Origin of the sequence: Rheinheimera mesophila (assembly GCF_000986865.1) — a bacterium.
Taxonomy (GTDB): Bacteria; Pseudomonadota; Gammaproteobacteria; order Enterobacterales; family Alteromonadaceae; genus Pararheinheimera; species Pararheinheimera mesophila.
The window spans coordinates 11,867-36,370 of record NZ_LAVS01000026.1 but is presented as its reverse complement, the minus strand read 5'-3'; the positions used below and the strand labels follow the sequence as shown (position 1 = coordinate 36,370).

The following is a 24,504-nucleotide window of genomic DNA, read 5'->3' as shown; positions in this document are numbered from 1 at the left end:
ATGGACACAGAACACAAAAATCACTGGGTCAGCTCTGTAGGTTGTGCTTATCCACCCGGTCCAAGCCAGACCGGTGTAGACAGTTGGAACTTTGCTGTTTACGCCCCCGATGCTGCTGCACTGTGGTTATGTTTATTTTGTGCTGATACCGAAGAGCCTCTGGCGGAAATCGAGTTTTTCGCCCGCACCGGTGAAATGTGGCATTTGCATCTGACAGGTATTGAGCAAGGTACTTTGTATGGTTTGCGTGCTGATGGGGTTTGTCAGGCCAGTTCAGGCCTGGTTTTTGAGCGTGGTCGTTTGCTGATAGACCCTTATGCTAAACAATTAAACCGGGCTTTGGTCTGGAATGAGCGGCTTTATCAGGCGCATAGTCACTATATGGTACCTAAGGCTGTATTAAAAACCGCCGAATTTGACTGGCAAAATGCGAAAAAACCTGCCATTCCCCGCGAAAAAACCATTATCTATGAGGCTCATGTCAAAGGCCTGACCAAACTGCATCCTGACGTACCGCAAGAGCTCAGAGGCAAGTATCAGGGCATGTGTCACTCTGCCATTATTCGCCATTTAACGGATCTGGGCGTTACCACAGTACAGCTATTGCCCATCGCCAGTTTTATGAGTGAGCCCCGGTTAGAAAAGCTGAAACTGAGTAATTATTGGGGCTATAACCCCATTAACTTTTTTGCGCCAGATGCCCGCTATCAGGTGGATGATGCCGTCACCGAGTTTAAAGAATTAGTCCGCACTTATCACCAGCATGGTTTGGAAGTTATTTTGGATGTGGTGTTTAACCACACGGCAGAAGCTGAGGATTACCGCTTAAGTTTCAGAGGCTTGGCGAACCGACATTATTACCTGTTTGAAAATCACGCGGATATTACCGACTACCAGCACAACTGCAATTATAGTGGTTGTGGCAATACACTTAACGTGGCTCATCCCATGACCCAGCGTTTAGTGCTGGATGCTTTGCGCTATTGGGCAACAGAGATGCAGGTAGATGGTTTTCGCTTTGATTTGGCCGTAACCTTAGCCCGCGAACATAAGCGCTTTGACGCCTACGCGACTTTTTTACAGGTGATAGCGCAGGACCCGGTGCTGAGCCAACTGAAGTTAATCGCAGAGCCCTGGGATTTAGGCCCCTTTGGTTATCAGCTCGGACAATTTCCGGCGCATTGGTCGGAACTGAATGATAAATGCCGGGATACTTTTCGCGCATTCTGGCGGCAGGATCCGGGGCAGTTGCCACTATTTGCCACCCGTTTACTGGGCTCCCGCGATATTTTTCAGAAACACCATAAACCGGCTTGTTGCAGTGTGAATTACATCAGCTACCACGATGGCTTTACCTTACAGGATCTGGTGTCCTATCAGGACAAGCATAATTGGCTCAATGCAGAGCAGAATCGTGATGGCCATGGCCACAATTTAAGTCTGAATTATGGCGTGGAAGGTCCCACTCATGATGCCGGAATTTTGCACAAACGATATCAGCACAAGCGCAATTTAGTGGCAACTCTGATGCTGAGCCAAGGCATAGTGCATTGGTTGGGCGGCGATGAGCTCAGCCAAAGTCAACAGGGCAATAACAACGCCTATTGTCAGGACAATGAAATCAGTTGGCTGCATTGGCAACTGGATTACCAGGCGACCCAGTTTCTGAGTTTTGTCAAAAAGATGATCCGTCTGCGTCAGCAGTTTAGTTGTTTACAGCAACTGTCTTTGCTGGACGACCAGTATCAGTTGCACGGTGATAAGCATCAGGTCAGTTGGTATCTGGCTGATAGCAGCATTAAGCAGGACGAGGATTGGACAGATCCCTACAAGACCAACTGTATTTTCGTGATTGAGCATTTAAAAGACCATCGCAGTTTGCTGGTGATTATCAATGCGGGTGATCAGGTGCTGCAGGTAGATTTGCCGAAAAAAAGCTGGCAGCTGTTGATCGATACCAGATACGAGACAGGTGAACCGCCGGAAAAAGCAGCAACAAGAACACGTTATCTGCAAAGCGAGCGATCTTTATCCATTTGGAGCTGAGTTTTTTCTGCTGAGCTTTTTCTTTATCCGCAGTTTTCCAGTATAATCGCGGCCACTTTTGCAGTGCCGGATTTTAAAAGGAAAATCAAATGTCTGAGACATCCGTATTATGTGATATAGGTTTTGTCGGCGCAGGTGTGATGGGGAAGAACCTCATTTTAAACCTGGCTGATCACGGTTATCGGGTTGCCGCTTTTGATTTAGACCATAAAAAACTGGAAGCTGTGATAGCACAGGACAAAGCTGAACGGGGCGATCAACCCGCCCGCGTGATCAGTTGTAGCTCTTACACCGAACTGCTGTCGCGTTTATCTGCTCCCCATTTAGTGATTTTATCTGTGCCAGCCGGCAAACCTGTCGACGATGTCTGTTTAAAACTGATTGATGCCGGTATTCAGGCGGATGACATTATCGTCGATACCGGCAATAGCCTGTGGACAGATACGGTACGCCGCGAAAAACATTACGAAGGCAAGTTTATTTTCTTCAGTACTGCGGTATCAGGGGGAGAAGTCGGCGCCCGTTTTGGTCCTTCGTTAATGCCAAGCGGTGATCCTTATGCCTGGACCCGAATCGAACCTATCTGGCGTGCCATCGCTGCCAAAGTGGATCCGACCACGGGTCGTCCACTGGAGCGACATGAGCCGGGCAATCCTGTTATTGAAGGCGAGCCTTGTGCCACTTACATTGGGCCTGGTGGTTCAGGTCATTATGTGAAAATGGTGCACAACGGTATCGAATACGCCGATATGCAGCTTATTTGTGAAGTTTATCAGGTGATGCGTGATGCGCTTGGTATGAGTGCTGAGCAGATATCCAAGGTATTTAAAGAGTGGAATCAGGGCATTCTCAACAGCTACCTGATGGAAATCAGCGCCGAAGTGCTGGCGACTAAAGATTCAGAAACTGGCTTGCCGCTGGTGGATGTGATCCTGGATAAAGCAGGGCAAAAAGGTACTGGGCTCTGGACTGCAGTCAGCAGTCTGGAATTAGGTTGTCCTGCACCTACGATCAGCGAAGCTGTATTTGCCCGTTCGATGTCGACTTTAAAAGATCAGCGGGTACTTGCGTCGACTTTATTGTCTGGTCCGGTGCGTGAACATTGCACCAACCAAAGCGCTGAGCAGATGATCAAACAGCTACATGACGCCCTGTACTGCGCAAAAATCTGTGTGTACGCGCAAGGTTTTGATTTGATGAAAACCGCAGCGGCAGAACACGGCTGGCAACTGAACTTTGCGGAAATAGCCAAGATCTGGCGCGCAGGCTGTATCATCCGCGCGGTATTTTTGCAGTCTATTACCGAAGCTTACGAGCGGAACGACGACTTGCAGAATTTATTGCTGGACCCGTTTTTCTCCAAACAGATTTCTGTCAATCAGATGAACTGGCGTCGGGCTGTGGCAGAAGCAGCTATGACCGGGATCCCGGTTTCTGCCTTAAGTTCAGCTCTGAGCTATTATGACTCGTACCGTACCGCTGTGCTGCCTGCTAATTTACTGCAGGGACAACGGGATTATTTCGGTGCTCATACCTTCGAGCGGACCGACAAAGCCAAAGGCAAAACTTTTCACGTTGACTGGAGTCATACCGACAGGACGATGCAAAAAATTAAGTAAATAAAAAGCTCCGCAAGGAGCTTTTTACGTATAAAGAGTACTGTCGGCATAAACTGCTGTTGAACAGCGCATCAGTTTTTTGTTTTGCTGCCTGTACTTTGACCTGGAGTAATGAATGAAAAAAACAGAACACGAATGGCGTCTGTTACTCACTGATGAGCAATACAGAGTGACGCGACAAAAGGGCACTGAATATCCTTTTAGTGGTCGCTTATTGCATAACAACGAAACTGGCTGTTATCACTGTGTATGTTGCCAGCAACCTTTGTTCGATTCTGCTGACAAATTTGATTCAGGCTGCGGCTGGCCATCTTTTAGCAAAGCTATCCAAGGCCAGGTCAGGTATGAAAAAGACAGCTCTTTTGGCATGAACCGTATTGAGATTTTATGCCAGCACTGCGATGCGCATTTAGGTCATGTGTTTGACGACGGCCCGGCTCCAACCGGGCAACGTTATTGTGTCAATTCCGTGTCATTACTCTTCCACCCGGATGTTAAAATTTCGGCGGAGTAAAATGTCCCAGTTGTAGCTGAGCTAAGGTATGTTCGGCGGCGTCTTTAATTTTTTCGTGATCAAGCTGAGCTTGCTCCAGATAAATTTTTAACTCTTGCAGTTCTACATTAAAGGCGCCGCTTTGCTGAGCCAATAAGGCCCAGTGGTAGGCACTGGCATAATCTTTTTTCTTGTAAAACATACTGGTCAGTGAGGCGTATATTTCTGGATCCACTGTCGGTTCCGCTGGATACAGTTCTAAAGCATGATGTAACAGTTGAATACTCTTTTCTCTGTCTCTTTTACTGTAATAGCTGACCAGAGCCATTTGCAGTTCAGGTGTTTCCAGCCGGTTTTCTTGCTCTGCCTGCAGGAAACGTTGCAGGTGGCTGTCACTTTTATTGCGAGACCAATGGTAATACAGCAGATAGGGATCATCTGAACTGACGGTCTCATCACTCAGTCGTTTAATTTCTCTCAGACTGGTCATATAGCCTATCATTCGGGTACTGGTTTTTTCCTTCAGTTTGATATGCTCAATACCTGCAGCAAGCTCAATACATTTTGAGTATTTCTCAAAGTCGACCAGCAACTGATATTTGTTTTTGTCGGAGGGCAGATGCTTTTCTTCAAAGCGCTGCATGATCAGATCCCGGCGTTGCAGGTTACAGTGGGAATCGTCATTTAAGTCGTTACAAAGCCCAGGCTCTTTTTCACAGACAGAGCGTAAGGTAACTTCACCGTCAGAACAGGCTCCGAGCAACACCAGGCTCATGCTTAGTACCAAATATTTCATAAGTATCTCATTCATCTTTTCTGCCGCCAGCATAACGAAGAATTCAGAAAAAATCTTTTTGTAATTCTTGTCGTAGTATTACATGTTCAATTACAATGCGCCTGCCTCAATGTGGCGATGACCACAGGCACACCTCTGAACCTACAAGACGTAAAAGGCGAAACCATGACTCTATCACACGAAGAACAGTATCAACGCAGCTGGCAGGAGCGCCAGGAGTACGCTGAGAACATGCAACCTATTATAGGTCGTTTGTATCGCAATAAAGGCATTGAAGTTGTGGTTTATGGTCGTCCTCTGGTCAACGCAACGACTATTGATATTATCAAGGCGCATAAAACAGTCGAACGTTTTGAACAACAGAAGTTACGCTTAAGAGAAAGTTTTCCGGTATTAGAAGCTATTGCTAAGATGGACCTGGCTCCAGGCCGTGTCGATATTGGTAAGTTGGCTTTTGCTTATCTATACAAAAACGCTGGCGAAGGTCAAAGTTTGCAGCAGTATCTGGATAATCAGCTTGCTGAAATATTACATCGTGATGATCAAATCAAACCTGTAGATGTAGTGCTTTATGGTTTCGGTCGTATTGGTCGTTTGTTAGCCCGGCTGATGCTGGAGCGCTCAGGTCCAAGCAGTAAGTTACGTCTGCGTGCTGTTGTGGTGCGTGGTGGTCGTAAAGGCGACTTAGAAAAACGCGCCAGTCTGCTGCGCCGTGATTCTATCCATGGCCCATTTAATGGCAGCATCACTGTAGATGAAGAAAATGGTGGTATTAAAGCCAATGGTACTTTTATTAAAGTGATCTACGCCGATTCACCTGAGCTGGTGGATTACACTGCTTATGGTATTCATGACGCCCTGGTCGTCGATAACACGGGGATCTGGAAAGACGACAAAGAGCTGTCCATTCACTTTAAATCCAAAGGTGCTGCCAAAGTGTTACTGACAGCACCCGCTAAAGGCGAAGTGCACAATGTGGTTTATGGTGTCAATCACAGTATGATCCAGCCGCAGGACCTTATAGTGTCTGCTGCAAGCTGCACCACCAACGCTATTACGCCGGTATTAAAAGCGTTGAACGACGAGTACGGTATTAAAAACGGCCACGTTGAAACAGTGCATTCGTACACCAACGATCAGAACTTAATAGACAACTACCACAAAGCTGAGCGTCGTGGACGTGCAGCACCGTTAAATATGGTGATTACCTCAACGGGTGCTGCCAGCGCTGTGGCTAAAGCTTTGCCTGAATTAAAGGGCAAGCTGACGGGGAACGCGATTCGTGTACCGACGCCTAATGTGTCTATGGCGATTTTGTCGCTGAATTTGCACAAAACCACCAACCGGGAAGAGTTGAACAGCTACCTGCAAAAAGTCGCGCTGTTCTCTGAGTTACAGGATCAGATTGATTTCACCAGCTCCACTGAAATTGTATCCAGTGATCTGGTTGGATCACGTTATGCGGGCGTGATCGATTCTCAGGCCACGATAGTGCAGGACGACCGTTGTGTGCTTTATGTATGGTATGACAATGAATTTGGCTACAGCACACAGGTCATTCGTGTCATGAATGAAATGGCGGGTATTAAGTACCCGACGTTGCCGGTCAACAAATAAAAATCAATCAATAGCCAGGCCGCCTCAGAGCGGCCTTTTTGTTATGGCGCGGAGCAGTGCTGCGGCTTCAAGTGCGAGGGGGATAGTGTTATGATGCCGCTCCTTTAAGACTGCAAGCCAATGCAGCATCTGTTACCTAACCAAGTGGATATGTTATGAAAATCACCTGTAATTTTGACAGCGGAAATATTGAAGTGATCAAAGCCGACGATCCAGCCGATATTCAGCTGGCGATCCGTAAAGACCACAATTCAGACTTTTATCAATGGTTCCATTTCCGTTTACATTCGCAAAGCACTGAACCTCACACCATCCGTATTGTGAACGTGAAAGATTCTGCGTACCCGGATGGCTGGAAAGGGTATCAGGCGGTGGCCTCATACGACAGAGAAACCTGGTTCAGAGTCGAGACACAACTGGTCAATGAACAACTGGTGATCACCCATTACCCAGAAGCCGAATCTGTATATTTTGCCTACTTTGCGCCATACAGCTATGAGCGCCATATGGACTTGTTACATTTTGCACAAAGCTCGGGGATGGCGCAGATTGTCGAGCTGGGTGAGACTCTGGACGGCCGCGACATGAGTATGCTGGTGGTAGGTGAGCCAGCAGAAGGTAAGAGAAAAATCTGGATCACCGCCCGTCAACATCCGGGTGAGTCGATGGCGGAGTGGTTTGTTGAGGGTATGTTAAACAGATTACTGGATGAAGACGATGCCGTGGCTCGTATTTTGTTAGACAAAGCGGTATTTTACATAGTGCCGAATATGAACCCGGATGGCAGTGTCCGTGGCCATTTACGCACCAACGCCGCTGGTGTCAATTTAAACCGTGAATGGCAATCGCCGAGCATGGAAAAAAGTCCGGAGGTGTATTTAGTGCGTCAGCAGATGCTGGAAACCGGCGTAGATATGCTGCTGGATGTGCACGGTGACGAAAACCTGCCGTACAATTTTGTCGCAGGGGCTGAAGGTGTTCCGTCGTACAACGCTAAAATGCAACAACTGGAAACTGCGTTTAAAAACGCGCTGTTATTGGCCACACCTGAGTTCCAAACCGAATTTGGTTATGAACTGGATGCACCAGGCCAGGCCAACCTGACGATCGCTTCGACCTGGGTGGCAGAACAATTTAACTGTTTATCTTACACTGTTGAAATGCCATTTAAGGACAATGCGGATCTGCCGGACTCCGATTACGGCTGGTCTGATGTTCGCTCGATGAAGCTAGGGCAGGATAGCTTAGTCGCAGTGCTTGCCGTGGTTGATCAACTGCGTTAATCCATACGTAATTACAATCCCGCAAGCCAGTTTCGGCTGGCTTGCAACTTTGTTCTTTTGCTTTATAGTGCGCCATAACTTTCAGAGGGTTTTAGTATGGCAATTATTTCCTGTCCACGTTGCGCGAAAAAGATTTCGGATAAAAGCCAAAGCTGTCAGCACTGTCAATTGGATTTAACGGGCATGTCAGCAGAAAAAAAACATCATCTGGCAGTCCAAAGTCTCGATAAGAAAATTCAGGGGGCTTTAAATCAGTCCATGTTGGCACTGATCCTGTTTTTAGCTGGTTTTTGTTTCCTGTATTTTTGGGCTTTAGAGCCGGATGGCTATGAAGCTATTGTCTCCAAAGGCATGATAGCCATTGGCTTCCTTTGGTATATTTATGCCCGCGCTCGACTGATTTATCTCAAGCGAAAGAATTAATATGGATTTCAAAGCTCTTGTATTGGCGATGTCGCCAGAAACTTACCAATCCCTGCTCGATACAGTAGCCACAGGTCGTTGGGCTGATGGTGTTGCGCTGTCAGACAGTCAAAAAGCACATACGCTGCAACTGGTGATGGCTTATCAGGCTTATGTCCTCAAATCCACTGAGCCTTACACTATAGGTGCAGATGGAGAGATGGTGATTAAATCCAAAGCCGAAATGAAAAAACAATTTTCTCAGGATTCTTCGATAGCAAGGTTTGCGCATGATGATCTTTAAACGTTGGTTCGCGCCGAAATGGCAACACAAAGACGCCGCTGTACGGCAACAGGCCATTGCCGGGTTGAGTGTGGATGCTCAGCATAAAGAAATTTTGCATGAACTGGCTTTTAACGACGGCCACGAAGCGGTAAGACGTGCAGCGTTAGAAAAACTTAATGAATTTTCGTTGTGGTGGCAAGCCAGTAAACAGGACAGTGCTGAACGGTTAAAACAATACGCTGAATCTCAACTGGTGCAGATGATTCTGGAAAACCGTATTGCTGCGCCGTTGAAGCGCCAATTTATCGAAGAGTGCCACAGAAGCAGTATTTTAGAAAAGTTAGCGTTAACAGAAGCAGACGCTGATATCCGGTTCTCGCTGATTATGCGGCTGAAAAAAAATGATCTGATCCTGAGCAATTTACAGCAGGATGTGCTGAGTCTTGAGCAAAAACGTCAGTTGCTGAGCCTTATTACGGAACCAAAGCAGTTAGAAAAGCTCAGCAAGCAACTGGCGGAGCCGTTAGCCAGCGAGTTAAAACAACAATTACACCAACAGCAAGCAGCGAAAGACAAGCCGGTTCAGGTTCGTAAAGCGGTGAACTTGCTGTTAGCAAAATTGAACGCAGTGCGTGAACGTGGTGATTTAACTCAGATGCAGCAAAAATGGCAGCAATACCTGCAAGAGTGGGCTGCTGTGCAGTCTGATCTGATGCTGTTGGATGATGCCGCTGAACTGACCCAAAAATTTGAAAAAATAGCATCGTTAACGCAAGCCGCGTGGGCGCCGCTGCAAAAAGCACAACAACAATTACTTGCCCAACAACAAAAAATGGCGCAGTTGCAACAGCAACAGCAGCAGTTCGAGCACCAACTGCAGCGGATGCAGCAGCAATTATCCCAACTGATGTCTGAGGGCCGGCTTGATGAAACCGAGCCATTAGCAGCAGAAGCAGAAGCCTTGCAGCAGCACGTGTCCCAAACTGAATTAGCTGCAGGCGTAAAGGCCGGCTTGCAAAAAGCTCTGGTTAGTTTTGAACGCCAATTACAGCAGTTACCTGCTCAGGCCGAACAGTTATTTGCATTGACCCGCCTGTTAGCCGACTGGTCGGCTGCTGTTATTCCGGCCAATACAGCAGAGTTTCAACACATCGAAGCGAAGTACCTGCAGTGGCAACGGGAATGGAGCAAAGGTCGTAAAATCTTAGGTACTATGCTACCTGAGACTTTGGCGCAGGCGCAGCAACAACTCAGTTCGCAGTGGCAGCCAGTAATGGCTGACTTTGCCGCTCAGGCTGAGAAAGAGCTGAAATCAGTGCGCTCTAAGCTCGCCGAATTCCGGCGTTTGTACGAGGCTGGGCGCTACAAAGTGCTGTTTGGTTTGTTTAAAGGTATCCAACACAGCTACGCCGGGCTGAGTCAGTCACAGCAGCTACAACTGGTAAAGGATTACCAGGCCGCGGAGCAGCAATTACAGCAACTCAATGAATTGCAAAACTACATAGCAACTCCCCGTAAGCAGGAGTTGGTTGCACAGATGCAAGCCTTGGCTGTGGCCACGGACGTGGCGCCACCGCAACGCGCCGAGCAGGTTAAGTTAGCCCGAGCCACCTGGCTCACTTTAGGCCGCGCTGACGAGGCGCTGGACGCTGAATTGAATCAGGCTTTTAATCTGGCTTGTGAGCAAGCTTTTGCTCCTTGTCGCGACTACTTTGCTGCGCAGGACGAACAACGCAAACAAAACGCGCTGGTGAAACAGCAGATTTTGACTGACTTAAGCGCTCTGCTTGAAAAACCTCTGGATAAGAGTTTTGACAGTCAACTGGCTGCATTGCAAAAAAGCTGGCGTGACAGTGGTCCCACCGAGTCTGCGTTGTATAAACAACTTTCAGCTCAGTTTAAGGCGCTGGTCGATCAGCTAAAAGCTCGGGTTCGTGCTCAGCATGAAAACAATCTTGCTGAGAAAAAGTTACTGATTGAAAAAGCACAACAATTAGTGTCTTTGTCTGTCGATGAAGCCGTGGCTGGGGCGAAAAAGCTGCAACAAGACTGGAAAAAGCTTGGCTTTGCCGGTAAAGCGGATCAACAACTCTGGTCTGAGTTCCGGCTTGTCTGTGATCAGATTTTTGCCAATAAAACTGCAGCAAAACAGCAGCAGGACCAACAGTGGGCAGAGCAACAGCGACAAGTTGAATCTCAGTTCAACCAGATTGCAGCGTTACTGGCTCAGGCGGAGACTGCAGCGCAATTGCAGGCAGCACAGCTTGCATTAAACGCTGTAGAGCCGCCGGCAAAATCTGCGTTATCAGAGCAAAAGCAGCAGTTACTGGCGCAAATCCAGCAGAAGCTGGATAGCGTGCAGCAGAGTGCTGTGAATGCCAGTTACCAACAGCTATTCGATGCTTTGTCGGACCCAGAGATTACAGCAGAGGCACTGCCAGCTCGTTTTCGTGAATACTTTGCCAAAAGCAATGAAATGCAATGGAGTCGTGCGCAACTGACCACTGCTATTGAGCTGATCAGCGGTAAAGACTGTATTGCCGCAGATAAGGCGCAGGTGCAATTACAATTGCTATCCGACAAACACAATACAGGTTCCAGTCTGACCGTCGATGCTTTGTTAAAACGCTGGTTAAGTTTTGGCCCTGTACATCCACAAGAGCAGAGCCTGTTGCAACGTTTAAGACAGGTATTTGCATAAATCCGGGTGGATAAAAACAAAGCCAGCGTTTTCGCTGGCTTTGTTGTATCCGCACTCACGGCCTGTTAAAGAGTTAACTCTCCGCGCAAACTTTGTTGCATAAAAAGCCGTACCTGCTCAGTGCTTAAAGGCTGGCTCAATAAATAATGCAGTTTGGTTAAGGTCGCTTCGAGTGTCATATCGTAGCCACTGATCACACCGCAGGCCCGCAGCGCATTGCCTGTGGCATAGCCGCCCATATTCACTTTGCCTTTAAAACACTGGGTGCAGTTGACAATAATAGTGCCACGTTTTGAGGCTTCCGTCAGAGCTTCGAGCAGCTCTGGTTGCTGTGGTGCATTACCCACTCCATAAGATTTAATGATCAACGCCTTGATCGGAGCGGCCGCCATATTCTTAATCACTTCAGCACTGATGCCGGGATACAAAGTCACGACGCTGATCGGCTGAGGGGTGATCTGTGCCACTTTTAAGGCTTTGGTCACAGCGGTTGAGGCCAAATGGCCAGCGATTAAATTGATATGGATACCAGCTTCAATCAGCGGTGAAAAGTTCGGAGAAGCAAAGGCGTCAAACCCATCTGCATCAGCCTTGGTCGCGCGATTTCCTCTGAACAATTTATTATTAAAAAATAATGCGACTTCGGCGATAGGGTAGTAAGCCGCCAGATACAAAGCATTGAGTAAATTCACCTGGCCATCGGAGCGCAATTGCGCCAGTGGAATTTGTGAGCCTGTGACTATCACAGGTTTAGCTAAATCCTCCAGCATAAAAGATAAAGCTGAGGCGGTATAAGCCATAGTATCAGTGCCGTGCAGCACGACAAAACCATCATAGTCGGCATAATGACTTTGAATGTCAGTGGCAATCTCCAACCAGTGGGCTGGTGTCATATCAGACGAGTCAATGACCGGATGGTATTCGTGGATATCAAACTCCGGCATTTCTGAGCGGTAAAACTCCGGCATGTTTTTAACTGTATCGGATAAAAAGCCCGGGACAGGCACAAAACCATTGCTGGATTGTTGCATACCTATGGTTCCGCCTGTGTAGGCGACATAAATTCGTTTTTTATTCATGACAGAGAAGGTCCTGATCTGTTGTGTCGCTATTGTAATCAACAGTGGCAGGCCTGTCAGGTTTTGTTCAATTTACTTACAGCGTAAACAGTTATTTCGGTCTTTATGGCGTGCCAGGGGGCAGTAAACTAGTAAAAAGTGACCACTTTGCACAAATGCTGAGCAAACGAATGAAAAGCGATAGAAAAGCACTTTACAAAAAAATGCAGGCCCCCTAATATGACGTCCAACGCGGAGGGGTGGCAGAGCGGTTTAATGCACCGGTCTTGAAAACCGGCGAAGGTTAATAGCCTTCCGAGAGTTCGAATCTCTCCCCCTCCGCCATTAAAGCCACCATCAAGGTGGTTTTTTTATGTCTAAAATTTGCTATCCCATTGGTTTATAAGTTTTTTCTGCTTTTTCTCCACTAAGGTCCTGCTACTCGTCGCTTTCTGTGCTGAAGGGCTTGAGCTTTATCCTGTCTCTGCTTTATGCTCAGGCAGAATACAGCTAGACTAGAGACGATAACTTTGGCCCCGGAGAGTTCAAATTGATAAATGTGTTATTAGTGGATGATCACGAGCTGGTTCGGACCGGCATCAGTCGTATACTAATGGACGAACGTGGTATCAAAGTGATAGGCGAAGCCATTTCCGGAGAGGCGGCCATTCAATTTTGCCGTGCCCAAACGCCGGATGTGGTGTTAATGGATATGAATATGCCCGGTATGGGCGGTATGACAGCCACTAAACGTATTCTGCATTATTGTCCTGACATCAAAGTACTGGCGTTGTCTGTGTCTTGTGAAGAGCCTGTCCCTACCAAAGTAATGCAATTAGGGGCTGCTGGTTTTATTTCTAAAAATGCCGCGCCCTCTGAGATGGTTAGTGCCATACGCAAAGTGCATGCAGGGGAGCGTTATATCTCAGGGGAAGTCGCACAAAAAATGGCGATGAGCCGTGTCACCAGCAGTAACCAGAATCCTTTTGAAGAGTTATCTGACCGTGAAATGCAGATCATGTTGATGATCACCCGTGGCGAAAAGGTCAATGACATCGCAGAGCAACTGAATGTCAGCGCCAAAACAGTTAATTCCTATCGCTACCGAATGTTTGAAAAACTGGCGATCAGTGGTGATGTGGAGCTGACCCACCTGGCGTTGCGCCACGGCATGATTGATATTGCAAAGTTGTAATTGTCCTGATGATGTTTAAATTCGATGTTTGATGCCAAGAGCTTTCTGAAAACTGCGCCTCATTTACCTGGTGTTTATCGTATGCTGGATCAGAAAGAGACAGTGATTTACGTCGGTAAAGCCAAGGATCTGAAAAAGCGTTTATCCAGTTATTTCCGCCAGAATGTGTCCGGCAGTAAAACCAGGGCTTTGGTCAGTCACATCCATAGTGTGGAACTGACCGTCACCCAAAGCGAAACCGAAGCGCTGATCTTAGAAAATAACCTGATCAAACAGTACCTGCCGAAATACAATATTTTGCTCAGGGACGATAAATCTTATCCATTTATCTTGATCACCAACCATAAACATCCCCGCATCAGCGCACATCGCGGCCCCCGTAAAGTGGAGGGACAGTATTTTGGCCCTTATCCTAGTGCTGGCGCGGTCTGGCAAAGCTTAAAGCTGCTGCAAAAAGTGTTTCCTATTCGCCAGTGTGAGGACGGCTTTTACCGCGCCCGAACCAGGCCTTGCCTGCAATACCAGTTGAAACTCTGTTCTGCGCCTTGTGTGGGAAAAATCTCTGACGAAGACTATGCCGCTCAGGTGAAAAACACCTCACTGTTTTTATCTGGCAAAAGTCAGCAGTTGATTGAACAACTGGTGCAGCAGATGGAACAGGCCAGCAGCGAAATGGCCTTTGAAAAAGCGGCGCAGTTTCGTGATCAGATCATCAGTTTACGTAAAGTCCAGGAGCAACAATACGTCAGCGGTGATCACGAAGAGATGGATGTGATAGCACTGGAATGGTCGCACGGTGTGGCTTGTATCCATGTACTTTTTGTTCGCGATCACAAAGTGCTGGGCAGTAAAAACTTTTTCCCGAAAGTGCCTGCGGGTTCTGATCCTGAAGAAATTCTACCGTCCTTTTTAGCGCAGTTTTATTTAAGCGGTGCCGGTGGCCAAATGGTGCCCAAGGAGCTGGTTTTAAGTGAACAAATCGCAGATGACGAGCAGCTTGCCCAGGCCATCGGTGAATTAGCACAGCGTAAAGTCAGTTTTGTCTATGCCAAACGCGGCGAAAAAGCCCGCTATCTGGCCCTGGCGCAAAAAAATGCCCAACTGGCGGCGGCCACTAAGCTTTCGGTGAAAGAACAAGTCGCAGTCCGTTACCGTGAGCTCAGACAGACACTCAAGCTTGAGTTGTTAGAAAGGATGGAATGCTTTGATATCAGTCATACCATGGGGCAGTCGACTATTGCCTCTTGTGTGGTGTTTGACGGGCAGGGGCCAAACAAAAGCGAATACCGCCGTTTTAATGTCGAAGGCATTACCCCAGGTGATGATTATGCCGCCATGTTATTTGCCCTGAATAAACGCTATGGCAAGCTGACGGATGAAAGCCGTATTCCGGATTTGATTTTAATAGACGGTGGTCAGGGCCAGTTAACACAAGCGATCAATTTTTTCACTGACTGGCCTTTTACGAAAAAGCCGTTATTGGTTGGGGTAGCCAAAGGCACTAGTCGTAAGCCTGGTTTAGAGACCTTAATTTTACCGGATAACCCGGCAGGCTTCTCCTTACCCTCTGAATCACCGGCTTTGCATTTGATTCAACAAATCCGCGACGAGGCACACCGTTTTGCCATTACCGGCCATCGCAATAAACGCGGTAAAGCCATTATCAAAAGCCCGTTAGAAAATATCGATGGAGTAGGTGAGAAACGCCGACAAGCTTTGTTACAATACCTCGGAGGTTTGCATGGCGTGATGCAGGCTTCGGTGGACGAACTCGCGACAGTACCGGGAATTTCCAGGCAACAGGCCGAAAAGATTTACCAGGCATGTCACAATAACTAAAAATTTGTGCCGACTTTGAGACGTAGTGTTATGTGGAATATTCCAAATCTGTTGACTCTGTTCCGATTGTGTTTGATCCCGGTTTGTCTATTCTGCTTCTACTCTGAACTGGAACACGCCCGTTTTTTGGCTGCTTTTGCCTTTTGGTTCGCCGCTATCACAGATATGCTGGACGGCTATATCGCACGTAGAATGCAATTAATGACACCTTTTGGCGCATTCTTAGACCCTGTTGCCGACAAACTAATGGTGGCTGCCGCCTTGGTGTTAATAGCTGTGGATATGCAAACCCTGTGGGTGACTATTCCGGCTTTTATTATGATCAGCCGTGAAATTTTAATTTCGGCCTTGCGGGAATGGATGGCGGGCCTGGGCCAGCGGGCTCAGGTGGCGGTGTCTGAGGTGGGCAAATACAAGACTGCAGCTCAGATGCTGGCGTTAATTGGTTTAATTTGGCAACCGGTCGACTGGCTGACCGATCTGAGTATGGCATTGCTGTATATCGCTACGTTATTAACGGTCTGGTCTATGTTGGTGTACTTAAAAGCATCCTGGCCAGCGCTGAGTAAATAAACGGAAAAAGTTTGCAAAATCAGCAGTGCAGCTACTTTTTGAGCAAACGAATTTAAAAGCATAAATTTGTGGTTGACGTAAAAGCATAAACCAGTAGAATGCGTCTCGTGTTACGGCGAATGGCCAGTGTGAAGCGGGCATAGCTCAGTTGGTAGAGCGCGACCTTGCCAAGGTCGAGGTCACGAGTTCGAGCCTCGTTGCCCGCTCCAAGTTGTACGCCAGATGGCGGGTTGGCAGAGTGGCCATGCAGCGGATTGCAAATCCGTCCACCTCGGTTCGACTCCGGGACCCGCCTCCATTTAACGTCGGTTTACGATGAAATGCTGTTGGCTGTAATGCAAAATAGTAAAGTGTTTGCCCGGGTGGTGAAATCGGTAGACACAAGGGATTTAAAATCCCTCGCTCGAAAGGGCGTGCCGGTTCAAGTCCGGCCCCGGGCACCATCTCACAGCTAATAGCAAGAGATGAGCTAACACATAAAATACCAAAGCAGATTGTTATCTGCAAAATGCCTAAGCGGGCATAGCTCAGTTGGTAGAGCGCGACCTTGCCAAGGTCGAGGTCACGAGTTCGAGCCTCGTTGCCCGCTCCAAATTCAAGAAAAGCAGCTATCAAGCTGCTTTTTGCTTTTTCTCTTACAGCACTTTATTAGATCTAAGCGGGTCAAAAAGCGGCCTGAGCCGCTTACTTGAACCTCTGACAGTTAACCCGCCAGTTGTGGCCCTAACCATAAACTGAATAGGCTAATCGCCGCTATACCAAGTAGATTTAATACTAAACCTGCTCTGACCATATCTTTGATTTGTAACTTACCTGATGCAAACACTATAGCGTTGGGCGGTGTTGCCACTGGCAGCATAAAGGCAAAGCTAGCGGCTAAGGCGGCAGGGACCACTAAATACAGCGGTGACAATTCCATAGAAACGGCGACAGGGCCTAAAAGCGGCAGAAAAGCTGCTGCGGTGGCGGTATTGCTGGTCACTTCGGTCAGGAAAATAATCAGACTGGTGACGGCGAGTAGCAGCAGAATAGCGGGCACCCCCTGCAATAACTGCAGTTGTTGCGCTAAAAGTTCAGATACACCGGTTTTTTGGATCTGATCGGCCATAGTCAAACCACCACCAAATAGCAATAACACGCCCCAGGGCAGGTTCTGACTGTCTTTCCATTCCAACAAGGCTGTGTCAGAGCCTTTTTCTCCGGGCAATAAAAATAGTAAAGCTGCGGCGCACAGTGCGATCACTGTATCGCTGATGGGTAATCCAGTCCATTTCACCAACCATTGCTGACTGATCCAACTGAAAGCGGCCAGCGCAAATACCAGCAGCACCAGTTTTTGTGAACGCGACATCAGGCCCAAAGCTTTTAACTGGGCTGGCGTATCATTCAGACTGGCTTCTGTTTTCGGCATCCGAAAATGTATTTTTGTCAGCCAGAGCCAACAAATAATCAGCATAGTCAGTGCCAAAGGCACACCCAGAACCATCCAATCGGCAAAGCTGATTTGAATACCATAACTTTTTGACAAATAAGCGGCTAATAATGCATTCGGTGGTGTTCCTATCAGGGTAGCGATACCGCCAATACTGGCACTGTAGGCAATTCCTAATAACACGGCTTTGCCAAACTGGTCTTGGGTTGACGCATTGGCCATAGCGATAATCGACAAACCGATAGGCAACATCATCACGGCCGTGGCTGTATTAGACATCCACATCGACAAAAACGCGGTCACGCCCATCAGGGCCGCGATTTGTAATCCCGGAGCTGTCCCGACCAGAGACAAGGCCTTTAATGCAATACGCTGATGTAAATTGGTTTTCTCCATTGCAATAGACAGGAAAAAACCGCCGAAAAATAAAAATATCAGTGGATGTGCATAAGGCGAGGTGGCTGCGTCCAGCTTGTCGATCCCAAGCAGTGGAATAAAAATCATCGGCAGCAAGGAAGTGACAGGAATAGGCACAACTTCGCTGATCCACCAAAGCACCATCCAGGCCATTAAGCCTGTGACCATCCAGGCGGCCTGAGTCATTTGTGCGGATGGAGGAGGCAACAGAGCGGTGACTAAAAGTAATAAAGGGCCGCAGAGTAAAAGCAAACGGCTGGTGACACTAGACATAATGATACCTTAGCAAAAGCAATCGGAGCTTAGCTCCGGTCTGTTCAGAATAAGAACTTAAGGCCCAAAGCGGCCGCGTGGTCTTGTTCGGTTTCAAACTTGAGTGTGGACAGAAGCAAGTAAGCCGTCAAATAGTTTTGCCATTGATAATCTATCCCCAGATTGTTCAGACGGGCTTTTTCGGCGTGGCGGGTCTGGCTGTCATCTTTTTGCCATTGCCATTTGTAAGTCCAGTCGCCACGCTGATAACTCAATTGCGCCAGCCAGGCATCGCCTTGTGTATGGCGCACCAGATGTTCGCTGTGTTGATACATCAAGCCTGCAGCAAGCAAAGCGCCATCCAGTTGCCACAACGGCAGTTGCGCTAACAAGCGTTCGGCGCTGATGTTATTCAGCTCGTCCGCACGGCCGTAGGCCAGATACAGCGGGTATTTTTTTAACGCAGGGTCGCCATAGCCTAGCACCCAATCATAACCTCCGGCGGTTTCGTCACTGGCCCCTGTCTGGTAGGTGGCAGATAAGTTAAAACCCTCAATCAGCGGAGACTGGTAGCCAATCACATTTTCAAGCCTGTCCTGACCTGGTGTAATTTGAGCGATATCAGCCACTGTCTCGTTAAACAAGTCGATTTTGCCTTCTGATTTTTTGAACTTCGTGTCATTTTTGCCAAACACAAGCTCGCCATATGTGCCAGCAACCCCAATATAAGTGTTACGGGAACCTAGCCTCTGATCTTTATTGGCGTCATCCAAGCCATTGACTTGCCATTCATACACTGCAATAACATCCAATCCATCCATGATTTGATGTTTAGCTTTTACACCTAAGCGGGAAAATGGCGCTTCAATCTGACGGCCCTGGTCAGCATAACGATATAACCCCTTGTCGACGTCCAGCGCCTGCAATTCAACTTTGCCATACCAATCCCATTCAAAAGCATCGGCAGCAGGGCTCAAAGCAATAGTAGTACACAGAGCTGCAGTTAAATACGACTTAGCCATGCTGGACCTCCGCAGTCGCGGAGTTGGCTGCCGTAGTGGTTTCTGCAGTAGTCGCTCCCTGGGCCAGTTCTCTGTCCAGTTGCGCCATATCCAGTTCACCACACCATTTTGATACCACCAAAGTTGCAACTCCGTTCCCTATCAGATTGGTTAAAGCCCGGGCTTCAGACATAAATCTGTCTATGCCTAAGATCAAGGCTATGCCAGCCACAGGCACCGAGCCTACCGAAGCTAAAGTGGCAGCTAATACAATAAAACCGCTGCCTGTGACACCAGCGGCCCCTTTGGAGGTGACCAGTAACACTGCCAAGAGGGTCAGTTGCTGAGTTAAATCCATCGGTGTATCTGTCGCCTGAGCGATAAATACAGCGGCCATCGTCAGATAAATCGCCGTACCGTCGAGGTTAAAGGAATAACCTGTTGGGATCACCAAACCTACTGTAGACTTGGTCGCACCCAACTTCTCCAGTTTCGCCATCATGCGTGGCAGCACAGATTCAGAGGACGACGTACCCAACACAATCAGTAATTCTTCTTTGATGTAACGGATGAATTTGCTGATGGAAAAACCGTGGTAGCGGCAAATAGCGCCCAGCACGATAAAAATAAACAACAGGCAGGTGATGTAGAAGGTCGCCATCAAGCCAGCCAACGACCATAAAGTCGCAATGCCGTATTTACCTATGGTAAAGGCCATGGCGCCAAAAGCACCGATAGGAGCCACTTTCATCAACATATGCACTATGGCAAATAACACTTCAGAGCTTTTTTCGACATAACCAAAAATCAGATTTTGCCGCCCACCTAAACGCTGCAGGGCAAAACCAAATAAGATAGAGAAAAACAGCACTTGCAACATATCGCCGCGGGCGAACGCATCAAATACGCTGCTGGGGATCACGTTCAGTAAAAAATCCGTGGTGCTGTGCATTTGATCAGGCGCTGTGTATTTGCTGATGGATTGCTGGTCGAGACTGGCGGGATCTATATGCATACCGACGCCAGGTTTGACGACATTAATCACCACTAAGCCGATCACTAAAGCGATGGTCGAGACGATTTCAAAGTAGAGCAGGGCGTAGCCGCCGGTTTTCCCCACTTTTTTCATATCTTCCATACCCGCTATACCCACCACCACGGTACAAAAGATAATGGGCGCGATAATCATTTTAATCAGCTTGATAAAGGCGGTACCCAGAGGCTGCATGGCGGTGCCAAGCTCCGGATAAAAATGGCCTAAAAAGATACCAATACTGATGGCGAGTAACACTTGGATATACAGGCTGGATAACAGCTTTATGGCTTTATTTTTCATTGTTATTGTCTCTCTGAGTATGGAGAAAATCTCCCTGTCAGACAGTCAATAGCAAAGAGGAAGCCAGCTTTTGAACTTATATAATATCGTTTAAATACATAAGGTTATATTGTTTTTTTGCGGCAGTGGATGAAAGCTTGTGTGGATTTCCACACAGCGCGCTATAACGTCTGTCACCAAATCCACACAAAAGCCTGATTAGTCTTCGTTTTTATCCAGAAAATCGCGGCGGGTCAGTTGATATTTGGCCATCTTGTCGTATAAGGTTTTACGCGGCAAATCCAGTTCAGCCATCACGGCTTTTATCGCCCCTTTATGCTGGTTCAGGGCTTCTTCGAGCAGCATTTTTTCGTAGTACTCCACCCGTTGTTGCAAACTCATGCTGCCGCTGATGCCATGCTCCGCTTTCTGTGGCTGTTGATTAAAAGCGATATCCGCACCCATTAATACATAACGCTCAGCCATATTGCGTAACTCCCGCACATTACCAGGCCACGGGTGCTGCGCCAGTTGCTGTAACTCTGTACTTTGGAGCGGAATATATTCTTTATGAAAACGCGCAGCAGCAATACGGGCAAAATGGGCAAACAACAAAAATACATCGTCTTTGCGTTGACGTAGCGGCGGAAGATGAACATCAACCAAAGACAAGCGATAATACAGGTCGCTACGAAATTCTCCTGTGGCCGCTAACTGCTTTAAGTCTGCTTTACTGGCCGCTATCACCCTGATATCCAGCTCAATTGCCTGATTGGAGCCTAAGCGGGTGACTTTGCGCTCCTCCAGCACCCGCAGCAGTTTCACCTGCAAAGACAAAGGTGTACTTTCGATTTCATCCAGTAGCAAAGTGCCGCCGTTGGCAAACTCAAACTTACCAATGCGTTTTTTGTCCGCGCCGGTAAAAGCTCCGGCTTCGGCGCCGAAGAGTTCACTTTCAATCAACTGCTCCGGGATGGCACCACAGTTAATGGCGACAAAATTATGCTGACGTCTGTGGCTTTGTTCATGCAGGTAACGCGCGACCAGCTCTTTGCCCGTGCCGGTTTCACCGTAAATCAATACATCAGCAGGCGCATTGAGCACCGCATCCAAAGTACGTCTAAGCTGCTGCATAGCCGGACTTTGCCCTAAGATCCGCAAGCCGGGTTGCTGTTCCCGTTCGACTGCTGCTTTTAACTGGCGGTTTTCCAGAACCAGATGACGTTTTTCTAAAGCGCGGCGACTGACTTCCACCAGATGATCATTATCAAACGGCTTTTCCAGAAAATCATAAGCACCTTGTTGCATAGCCTTCACCGCCAGTGAGACTGCACCATAGCCCGTTAGCATAACCACCGGAATTTCAGCATCAACGGCATGAATTTTTTGCAGTAACTCCAGGCCGTTTAACGCTGGCATATGCATATCGGTGATCACGATGCCTGCGAATGTTGGGCTAATACGACTGAACACCTCTGCCGGGTTAGCGGTACTGACACAAGGCAAGTCTTCCAGCTTAAATAGCTGGCTGACTGCACTGCGAATATCTGCTTCGTCATCAATAAAAAGGATAGAGGGAAACTGCTGTTCTGGCGTGGTCATTTAACATCCTGTGGTCGCAGTCAAAAGCACAATAATAAATTCAGCTCCGCCTTGTGGCGAATTTCGTACTTCGAGCTGACCACCAAAAGATTGCACTATACGCTGCGAAATGGAAAGGCCTAAGCCCAGGCCATCCCGTTGTTTGGTGGTAAAAAAGGCTTCAAAAATGCGCTCTAAATGATGAGGTTCAATACCGGGGCCCTGATCCCGGATATGAATGCTGACCTGCTGCGCCTGTGTTTTGACGGCAATATGAAACGCAGCATCGGCTTGTCCTGTCATGGCCTGCACACCATTGGTCAGGATATTCACCAGCACTTGCTCCAACTGAATGCCGTCCGCCAGCACCACAGGGGATTGCTCAGGCAACTGCAACCTCAGCTTGACGCCTTGCTGTTGGCACTGGTGCCGGACTATACCCAACGCATCCAGAATGAGTTTATTCACCTGCACCAACTGACTTTTGCCCGAACTTTTGCGACTAAAATCTTTAAACTGCGCCACGATCACGCTTAAGCGCTGCATAAGCTGGCGCATGGCCTGAATATTGGTTTTAGCATCATCCAGATAGCCTTTGTCCAGTAGCTTTTCTGTCGTTTGCGCATAACTTTGCAAAGCGGTCAGCGGCTGATTCAATTCATGATTTAATGAGGCAGACAAAGCCCCTATGGTGGCTAATTTTGCCGCCTGCACCAAATGCTGCTCGGTTTGCGCCAGCTCGGTTTCAGTTTGTTCGCGCCGTTCAATCTGGCGTATCAACTGCCGGTTGGTTTCGGCTAAATCTTTGGTGCGTGCTATCACTCGTTGCTCGAGCTGCTGATTGTGCTGCAGTAACTGTTGATGACGTTTTTTTCGCTCACGACGCACCCAGACTGCCAGTACGGCAGAGCTGTAGAGTAAAGTCACTAACAACAAGGCTGACCATAAGGCGGCCCGATGCGCCGCAGGGGAGGCCAGTACAGTCAAAGTCCAGCCGAACTCAGCTAAAGTACGTTGGTAGGGCAAAAAACTTAAGGTTTTATCGCCAAGAGGTAAATGCCAGAGTGGATAGGACGGCGCCAGCAAAGCGGATCCCACCGCATACTGCAGAGGTTTTATCGCCTGAGTGATATATCGTTGTTGCTCGGCTGAGGTTAAAGCTTGGCCGGTCAGGCTGGTTAAACGCCACTGCGGCACGTCAGATAAAAATACCTCATCACTTTGCCCTGTGACCATAAAATGGCTGTCGGCTAACCCCGCTATTTGCTGCTGATGTTGTTCTATCGGTTCCAGATCCACTTTAGCCACCATCACGGCGAGGATTTTGCCCTCTATACGCACTGGCACGCTGTAGTAATAACCGCGCCGCTCACTGGTATGGCCCAAGGCATAATACTGAGCATCCTGACCTGCTAAAGCTTGCTGTACATAAGGCCTGAAGCCAAAATCCCGGCCCAGATAATGAACTCTTTCGTTTACATTAGAAGTAGCGATCACAATACCGGCCGGGTTGACCAGATAAAGATCGGCAACATCTGCGCTGCGCTGCAGTTGAAACAAGTATTGATTAAGTTGCTCTGTGCTGTCGGGAAGTTGGCTCAGCAGCGACTGTAACAACTCAGAACTGGCAATTTGTTTAGGCAGATCAGCGTATCGGCCTATTTCGTAACGAATAAAAGCAGCGAGGTTGTCGCTCTGATGCTGGGCTTTGACTGTCAGTTGCCGATAGTTCCAATGCTGAGCGGCGGATGCGGCCAGAATCACAGCCAGCAAATAACCACAGAGCAACAGCAACCAACGCCGCGGTTTGCTCATCTGTTGTGTCTTACCCTTGCACTGGTTTTTGCTGCCAGCACTGAGGCTTCTTCGGTTTTGCTTGAACTTAATAATTTGCTTTCCAGCTGTGCCATTTCAGCTTGGGTCAGTTCACGGTATTGACCGGCTTTTAGCTCAGCCAGCCGCACATTCATAATACGAATCCGTTTGAGTTTGGTGACATTAAAGCCTAAAAACTCGGTCATACGACGAATTTGGCGGTTCAGGCCCTGGGTCAGCACGATGTTAAAGGTTTGACGGGAGATTTGTTTAACCTGACAAGGCAAAGTGATGGTGTCCAGGATCGGAACTCCTGACGCCATTTTGCGTAGAAACTGCTCTGTAATGGGCTTGTCGACAGTGACTACATATTCTTTTTCGTGCTCATTACCAGCGCGCAGAATTTTATTGACGATATCACCGTCGTTGGTCAGAAAAATTAAACCTTCCGATTCTTTATCCAGCCGTCCTATCGGGAAAATCCGCTCCGGATAGCCGATAGCGTCGATAATATTGCCTTTGACATCCAGCTCTGTGGTGCAGGTGATACCCACAGCTTTATGGTACGCCAGATAGACGCGGCGGGGTTTGGCTCTTAAAGGCTTGCCATTGACCAGTACCTGGTCCTGCTCTGTCACTTTGGTGCCGAGCGTACCGGGCTGGCCATTGACGCTTACCAGACCTTGTTCAATCAGCTTGTCGGCTTCACGGCGTGAACAAAAACCTGTATCACTGATAAATTTATTTAAACGAAACAATGTTGTTTGTTCCAAAGCGCAACAC

At 48.0% G+C, this 24,504-nt stretch carries 19 protein-coding genes and 5 tRNA genes; 16 read left to right on the top strand and 8 right to left on the bottom strand.

The window, feature by feature from the left end; translation table 11 throughout:
- The 3 genes from glgX to msrB all read left to right on the top strand — a co-directional run bounded on the left by glgX (position 1) and on the right by msrB (position 4,179).
- Positions 1-2,046 carry a glycogen debranching protein GlgX gene (gene glgX / locus SD53_RS10355; protein WP_046520165.1) on the top strand — a complete coding sequence of 682 codons (2,046 nt, stop codon included), beginning with the start codon at positions 1-3 and terminating at the stop codon, positions 2,044-2,046.
- Between the two features lie 89 nt (positions 2,047-2,135).
- Positions 2,136-3,665: an NADP-dependent phosphogluconate dehydrogenase gene (gene gnd, locus SD53_RS10350; protein WP_046520164.1), complete on the top strand. Its 1,530-nt coding sequence runs from the start codon at positions 2,136-2,138 to the stop codon at positions 3,663-3,665.
- 115 nt (positions 3,666-3,780) lie between these two features.
- A complete protein-coding gene (msrB, locus tag SD53_RS10345) occupies positions 3,781-4,179 on the top strand; it encodes a peptide-methionine (R)-S-oxide reductase MsrB (protein WP_046520163.1) in 399 nt (132 codons plus the stop codon).
- Here msrB and SD53_RS10340 read toward each other — a convergent pair.
- Positions 4,160-4,954, bottom strand: coding sequence for a DUF2989 domain-containing protein (locus tag SD53_RS10340; protein WP_046520198.1), 795 nt, complete (start codon positions 4,952-4,954; stop codon positions 4,160-4,162). The genes msrB and SD53_RS10340 overlap by 20 nt on opposite strands.
- 165 nt (positions 4,955-5,119) lie before the next feature.
- Between SD53_RS10340 and SD53_RS10335 the strand changes: the two genes are divergently transcribed.
- The 5 genes from SD53_RS10335 (at position 5,120) to SD53_RS10315 (ending at position 11,243) form a co-directional block, all read left to right on the top strand.
- Positions 5,120-6,571, top strand: coding sequence for a glyceraldehyde-3-phosphate dehydrogenase (locus SD53_RS10335; RefSeq protein WP_046520162.1), 1,452 nt, complete (start codon positions 5,120-5,122; stop codon positions 6,569-6,571).
- Positions 6,572-6,726: 155 nt separating this feature from the next.
- Positions 6,727-7,854 (top strand): M14 family metallopeptidase, encoded by a 1,128-nt coding sequence (locus SD53_RS10330; protein ID WP_046520161.1) that lies wholly within the window; start codon positions 6,727-6,729, stop codon positions 7,852-7,854.
- 96 nt (positions 7,855-7,950) lie between these two features.
- The gene (locus SD53_RS10325) at positions 7,951-8,277 is read left to right on the top strand and encodes a hypothetical protein (protein ID WP_046520160.1); all 327 of its coding nucleotides are present in this window, start codon (positions 7,951-7,953) and stop codon (positions 8,275-8,277) included.
- Position 8,278: 1 nt separating this feature from the next.
- Positions 8,279-8,560, top strand: a complete 282-nt coding sequence (locus SD53_RS10320; protein WP_046520159.1) for a YeaC family protein — start codon at positions 8,279-8,281, stop codon at positions 8,558-8,560.
- On the top strand, positions 8,547-11,243 hold the full coding sequence (locus tag SD53_RS10315) for a DUF349 domain-containing protein (RefSeq protein WP_052749341.1): 2,697 nt from the start codon (positions 8,547-8,549) through the stop codon (positions 11,241-11,243). Before SD53_RS10320 ends, SD53_RS10315 begins: the two co-directional genes overlap by 14 nt.
- Before the next feature lie 65 nt (positions 11,244-11,308).
- Here the strand turns inward: SD53_RS10315 and ansA are convergent, their stop codons facing one another.
- Positions 11,309-12,322: an asparaginase gene (gene ansA, locus SD53_RS10310; protein WP_046520158.1), complete on the bottom strand. Its 1,014-nt coding sequence runs from the start codon at positions 12,320-12,322 to the stop codon at positions 11,309-11,311.
- A gap of 233 nt (positions 12,323-12,555) precedes the next feature.
- Here ansA and SD53_RS10305 point away from each other — a divergent pair.
- The 8 genes from SD53_RS10305 (at position 12,556) to SD53_RS10270 (ending at position 16,500) form a co-directional block, all read left to right on the top strand.
- A tRNA-Ser gene (locus SD53_RS10305) sits at positions 12,556-12,646 on the top strand.
- A gap of 214 nt (positions 12,647-12,860) precedes the next feature.
- Complete coding sequence (gene uvrY / locus SD53_RS10300) at positions 12,861-13,496, top strand: UvrY/SirA/GacA family response regulator transcription factor (protein WP_436197674.1); 636 nt, start codon at positions 12,861-12,863, stop codon at positions 13,494-13,496.
- Between the two features lie 24 nt (positions 13,497-13,520).
- Positions 13,521-15,335 carry an excinuclease ABC subunit UvrC gene (gene uvrC, locus SD53_RS10295; RefSeq protein WP_046520156.1) on the top strand — a complete coding sequence of 605 codons (1,815 nt, stop codon included), beginning with the start codon at positions 13,521-13,523 and terminating at the stop codon, positions 15,333-15,335.
- A 30-nt stretch (positions 15,336-15,365) separates the two neighbouring features.
- The gene (pgsA, locus tag SD53_RS10290; protein ID WP_046520155.1) at positions 15,366-15,908 is read left to right on the top strand and encodes a CDP-diacylglycerol--glycerol-3-phosphate 3-phosphatidyltransferase; all 543 of its coding nucleotides are present in this window, start codon (positions 15,366-15,368) and stop codon (positions 15,906-15,908) included.
- Between the two features lie 133 nt (positions 15,909-16,041).
- A tRNA-Gly gene (locus tag SD53_RS10285) sits at positions 16,042-16,117 on the top strand.
- A gap of 15 nt (positions 16,118-16,132) precedes the next feature.
- A tRNA-Cys gene (locus tag SD53_RS10280) sits at positions 16,133-16,206 on the top strand.
- 58 nt (positions 16,207-16,264) lie between these two features.
- Positions 16,265-16,351: transfer RNA gene (locus SD53_RS10275), tRNA-Leu, on the top strand.
- A 73-nt stretch (positions 16,352-16,424) separates the two neighbouring features.
- Positions 16,425-16,500, top strand: a tRNA-Gly gene (locus SD53_RS10270).
- Positions 16,501-16,611: 111 nt separating this feature from the next.
- Here the strand turns inward: SD53_RS10270 and SD53_RS10265 are convergent.
- From SD53_RS10265 to SD53_RS10240, 6 genes are all read right to left on the bottom strand, one after another.
- Positions 16,612-18,030: an SLC13 family permease gene (locus SD53_RS10265; RefSeq protein WP_046520154.1), complete on the bottom strand. Its 1,419-nt coding sequence runs from the start codon at positions 18,028-18,030 to the stop codon at positions 16,612-16,614.
- Between the two features lie 44 nt (positions 18,031-18,074).
- Positions 18,075-19,031 carry a porin gene (locus SD53_RS10260; protein ID WP_046520153.1) on the bottom strand — a complete coding sequence of 319 codons (957 nt, stop codon included), beginning with the start codon at positions 19,029-19,031 and terminating at the stop codon, positions 18,075-18,077.
- A complete protein-coding gene (locus SD53_RS10255) occupies positions 19,024-20,346 on the bottom strand; it encodes a dicarboxylate/amino acid:cation symporter (protein ID WP_046520152.1) in 1,323 nt (440 codons plus the stop codon). The genes SD53_RS10260 and SD53_RS10255 overlap by 8 nt, the downstream gene beginning before the upstream one ends.
- A gap of 198 nt (positions 20,347-20,544) precedes the next feature.
- Positions 20,545-21,927 (bottom strand): sigma-54-dependent transcriptional regulator, encoded by a 1,383-nt coding sequence (locus SD53_RS10250; protein ID WP_046520151.1) that lies wholly within the window; start codon positions 21,925-21,927, stop codon positions 20,545-20,547.
- The gene (locus SD53_RS10245) at positions 21,928-23,721 is read right to left on the bottom strand and encodes a sensor histidine kinase (protein WP_046520150.1); all 1,794 of its coding nucleotides are present in this window, start codon (positions 23,719-23,721) and stop codon (positions 21,928-21,930) included.
- A complete protein-coding gene (locus tag SD53_RS10240; RefSeq protein ID WP_046520149.1) occupies positions 23,718-24,494 on the bottom strand; it encodes a pseudouridine synthase in 777 nt (258 codons plus the stop codon). Before SD53_RS10240 ends, SD53_RS10245 begins: the two co-directional genes overlap by 4 nt.
- Positions 24,495-24,504: the final 10 nt, after the last annotated feature.

Bases quoted from the DNA above. Each gene is read 5' to 3' on its own strand.
- glgX (WP_046520165.1), top strand. From the start codon at position 1: ATGGACACAGAACACAAAAATCACTGGGTCAGCTCTGTAGGTTGTGCT.
- gnd (WP_046520164.1), top strand. From the start codon at position 2,136: ATGTCTGAGACATCCGTATTATGTGATATAGGTTTTGTCGGCGCAGGT.
- msrB (WP_046520163.1), top strand. From the start codon at position 3,781: ATGAAAAAAACAGAACACGAATGGCGTCTGTTACTCACTGATGAGCAA.
- SD53_RS10340 (WP_046520198.1), bottom strand. From the start codon at position 4,954: ATGAAATATTTGGTACTAAGCATGAGCCTGGTGTTGCTCGGAGCCTGT.
- SD53_RS10335 (WP_046520162.1), top strand. From the start codon at position 5,120: ATGACTCTATCACACGAAGAACAGTATCAACGCAGCTGGCAGGAGCGC.
- SD53_RS10330 (WP_046520161.1), top strand. From the start codon at position 6,727: ATGAAAATCACCTGTAATTTTGACAGCGGAAATATTGAAGTGATCAAA.
- SD53_RS10325 (WP_046520160.1), top strand. From the start codon at position 7,951: ATGGCAATTATTTCCTGTCCACGTTGCGCGAAAAAGATTTCGGATAAA.
- SD53_RS10320 (WP_046520159.1), top strand. From the start codon at position 8,279: ATGGATTTCAAAGCTCTTGTATTGGCGATGTCGCCAGAAACTTACCAA.
- SD53_RS10315 (WP_052749341.1), top strand. From the start codon at position 8,547: ATGATGATCTTTAAACGTTGGTTCGCGCCGAAATGGCAACACAAAGAC.
- ansA (WP_046520158.1), bottom strand. From the start codon at position 12,322: ATGAATAAAAAACGAATTTATGTCGCCTACACAGGCGGAACCATAGGT.
- uvrC (WP_046520156.1), top strand. From the start codon at position 13,521: ATGTTTGATGCCAAGAGCTTTCTGAAAACTGCGCCTCATTTACCTGGT.
- pgsA (WP_046520155.1), top strand. From the start codon at position 15,366: ATGTGGAATATTCCAAATCTGTTGACTCTGTTCCGATTGTGTTTGATC.
- SD53_RS10265 (WP_046520154.1), bottom strand. From the start codon at position 18,030: ATGTCTAGTGTCACCAGCCGTTTGCTTTTACTCTGCGGCCCTTTATTA.
- SD53_RS10260 (WP_046520153.1), bottom strand. From the start codon at position 19,031: ATGGCTAAGTCGTATTTAACTGCAGCTCTGTGTACTACTATTGCTTTG.
- SD53_RS10255 (WP_046520152.1), bottom strand. From the start codon at position 20,346: ATGAAAAATAAAGCCATAAAGCTGTTATCCAGCCTGTATATCCAAGTG.
- SD53_RS10250 (WP_046520151.1), bottom strand. From the start codon at position 21,927: ATGACCACGCCAGAACAGCAGTTTCCCTCTATCCTTTTTATTGATGAC.
- SD53_RS10245 (WP_046520150.1), bottom strand. From the start codon at position 23,721: ATGAGCAAACCGCGGCGTTGGTTGCTGTTGCTCTGTGGTTATTTGCTG.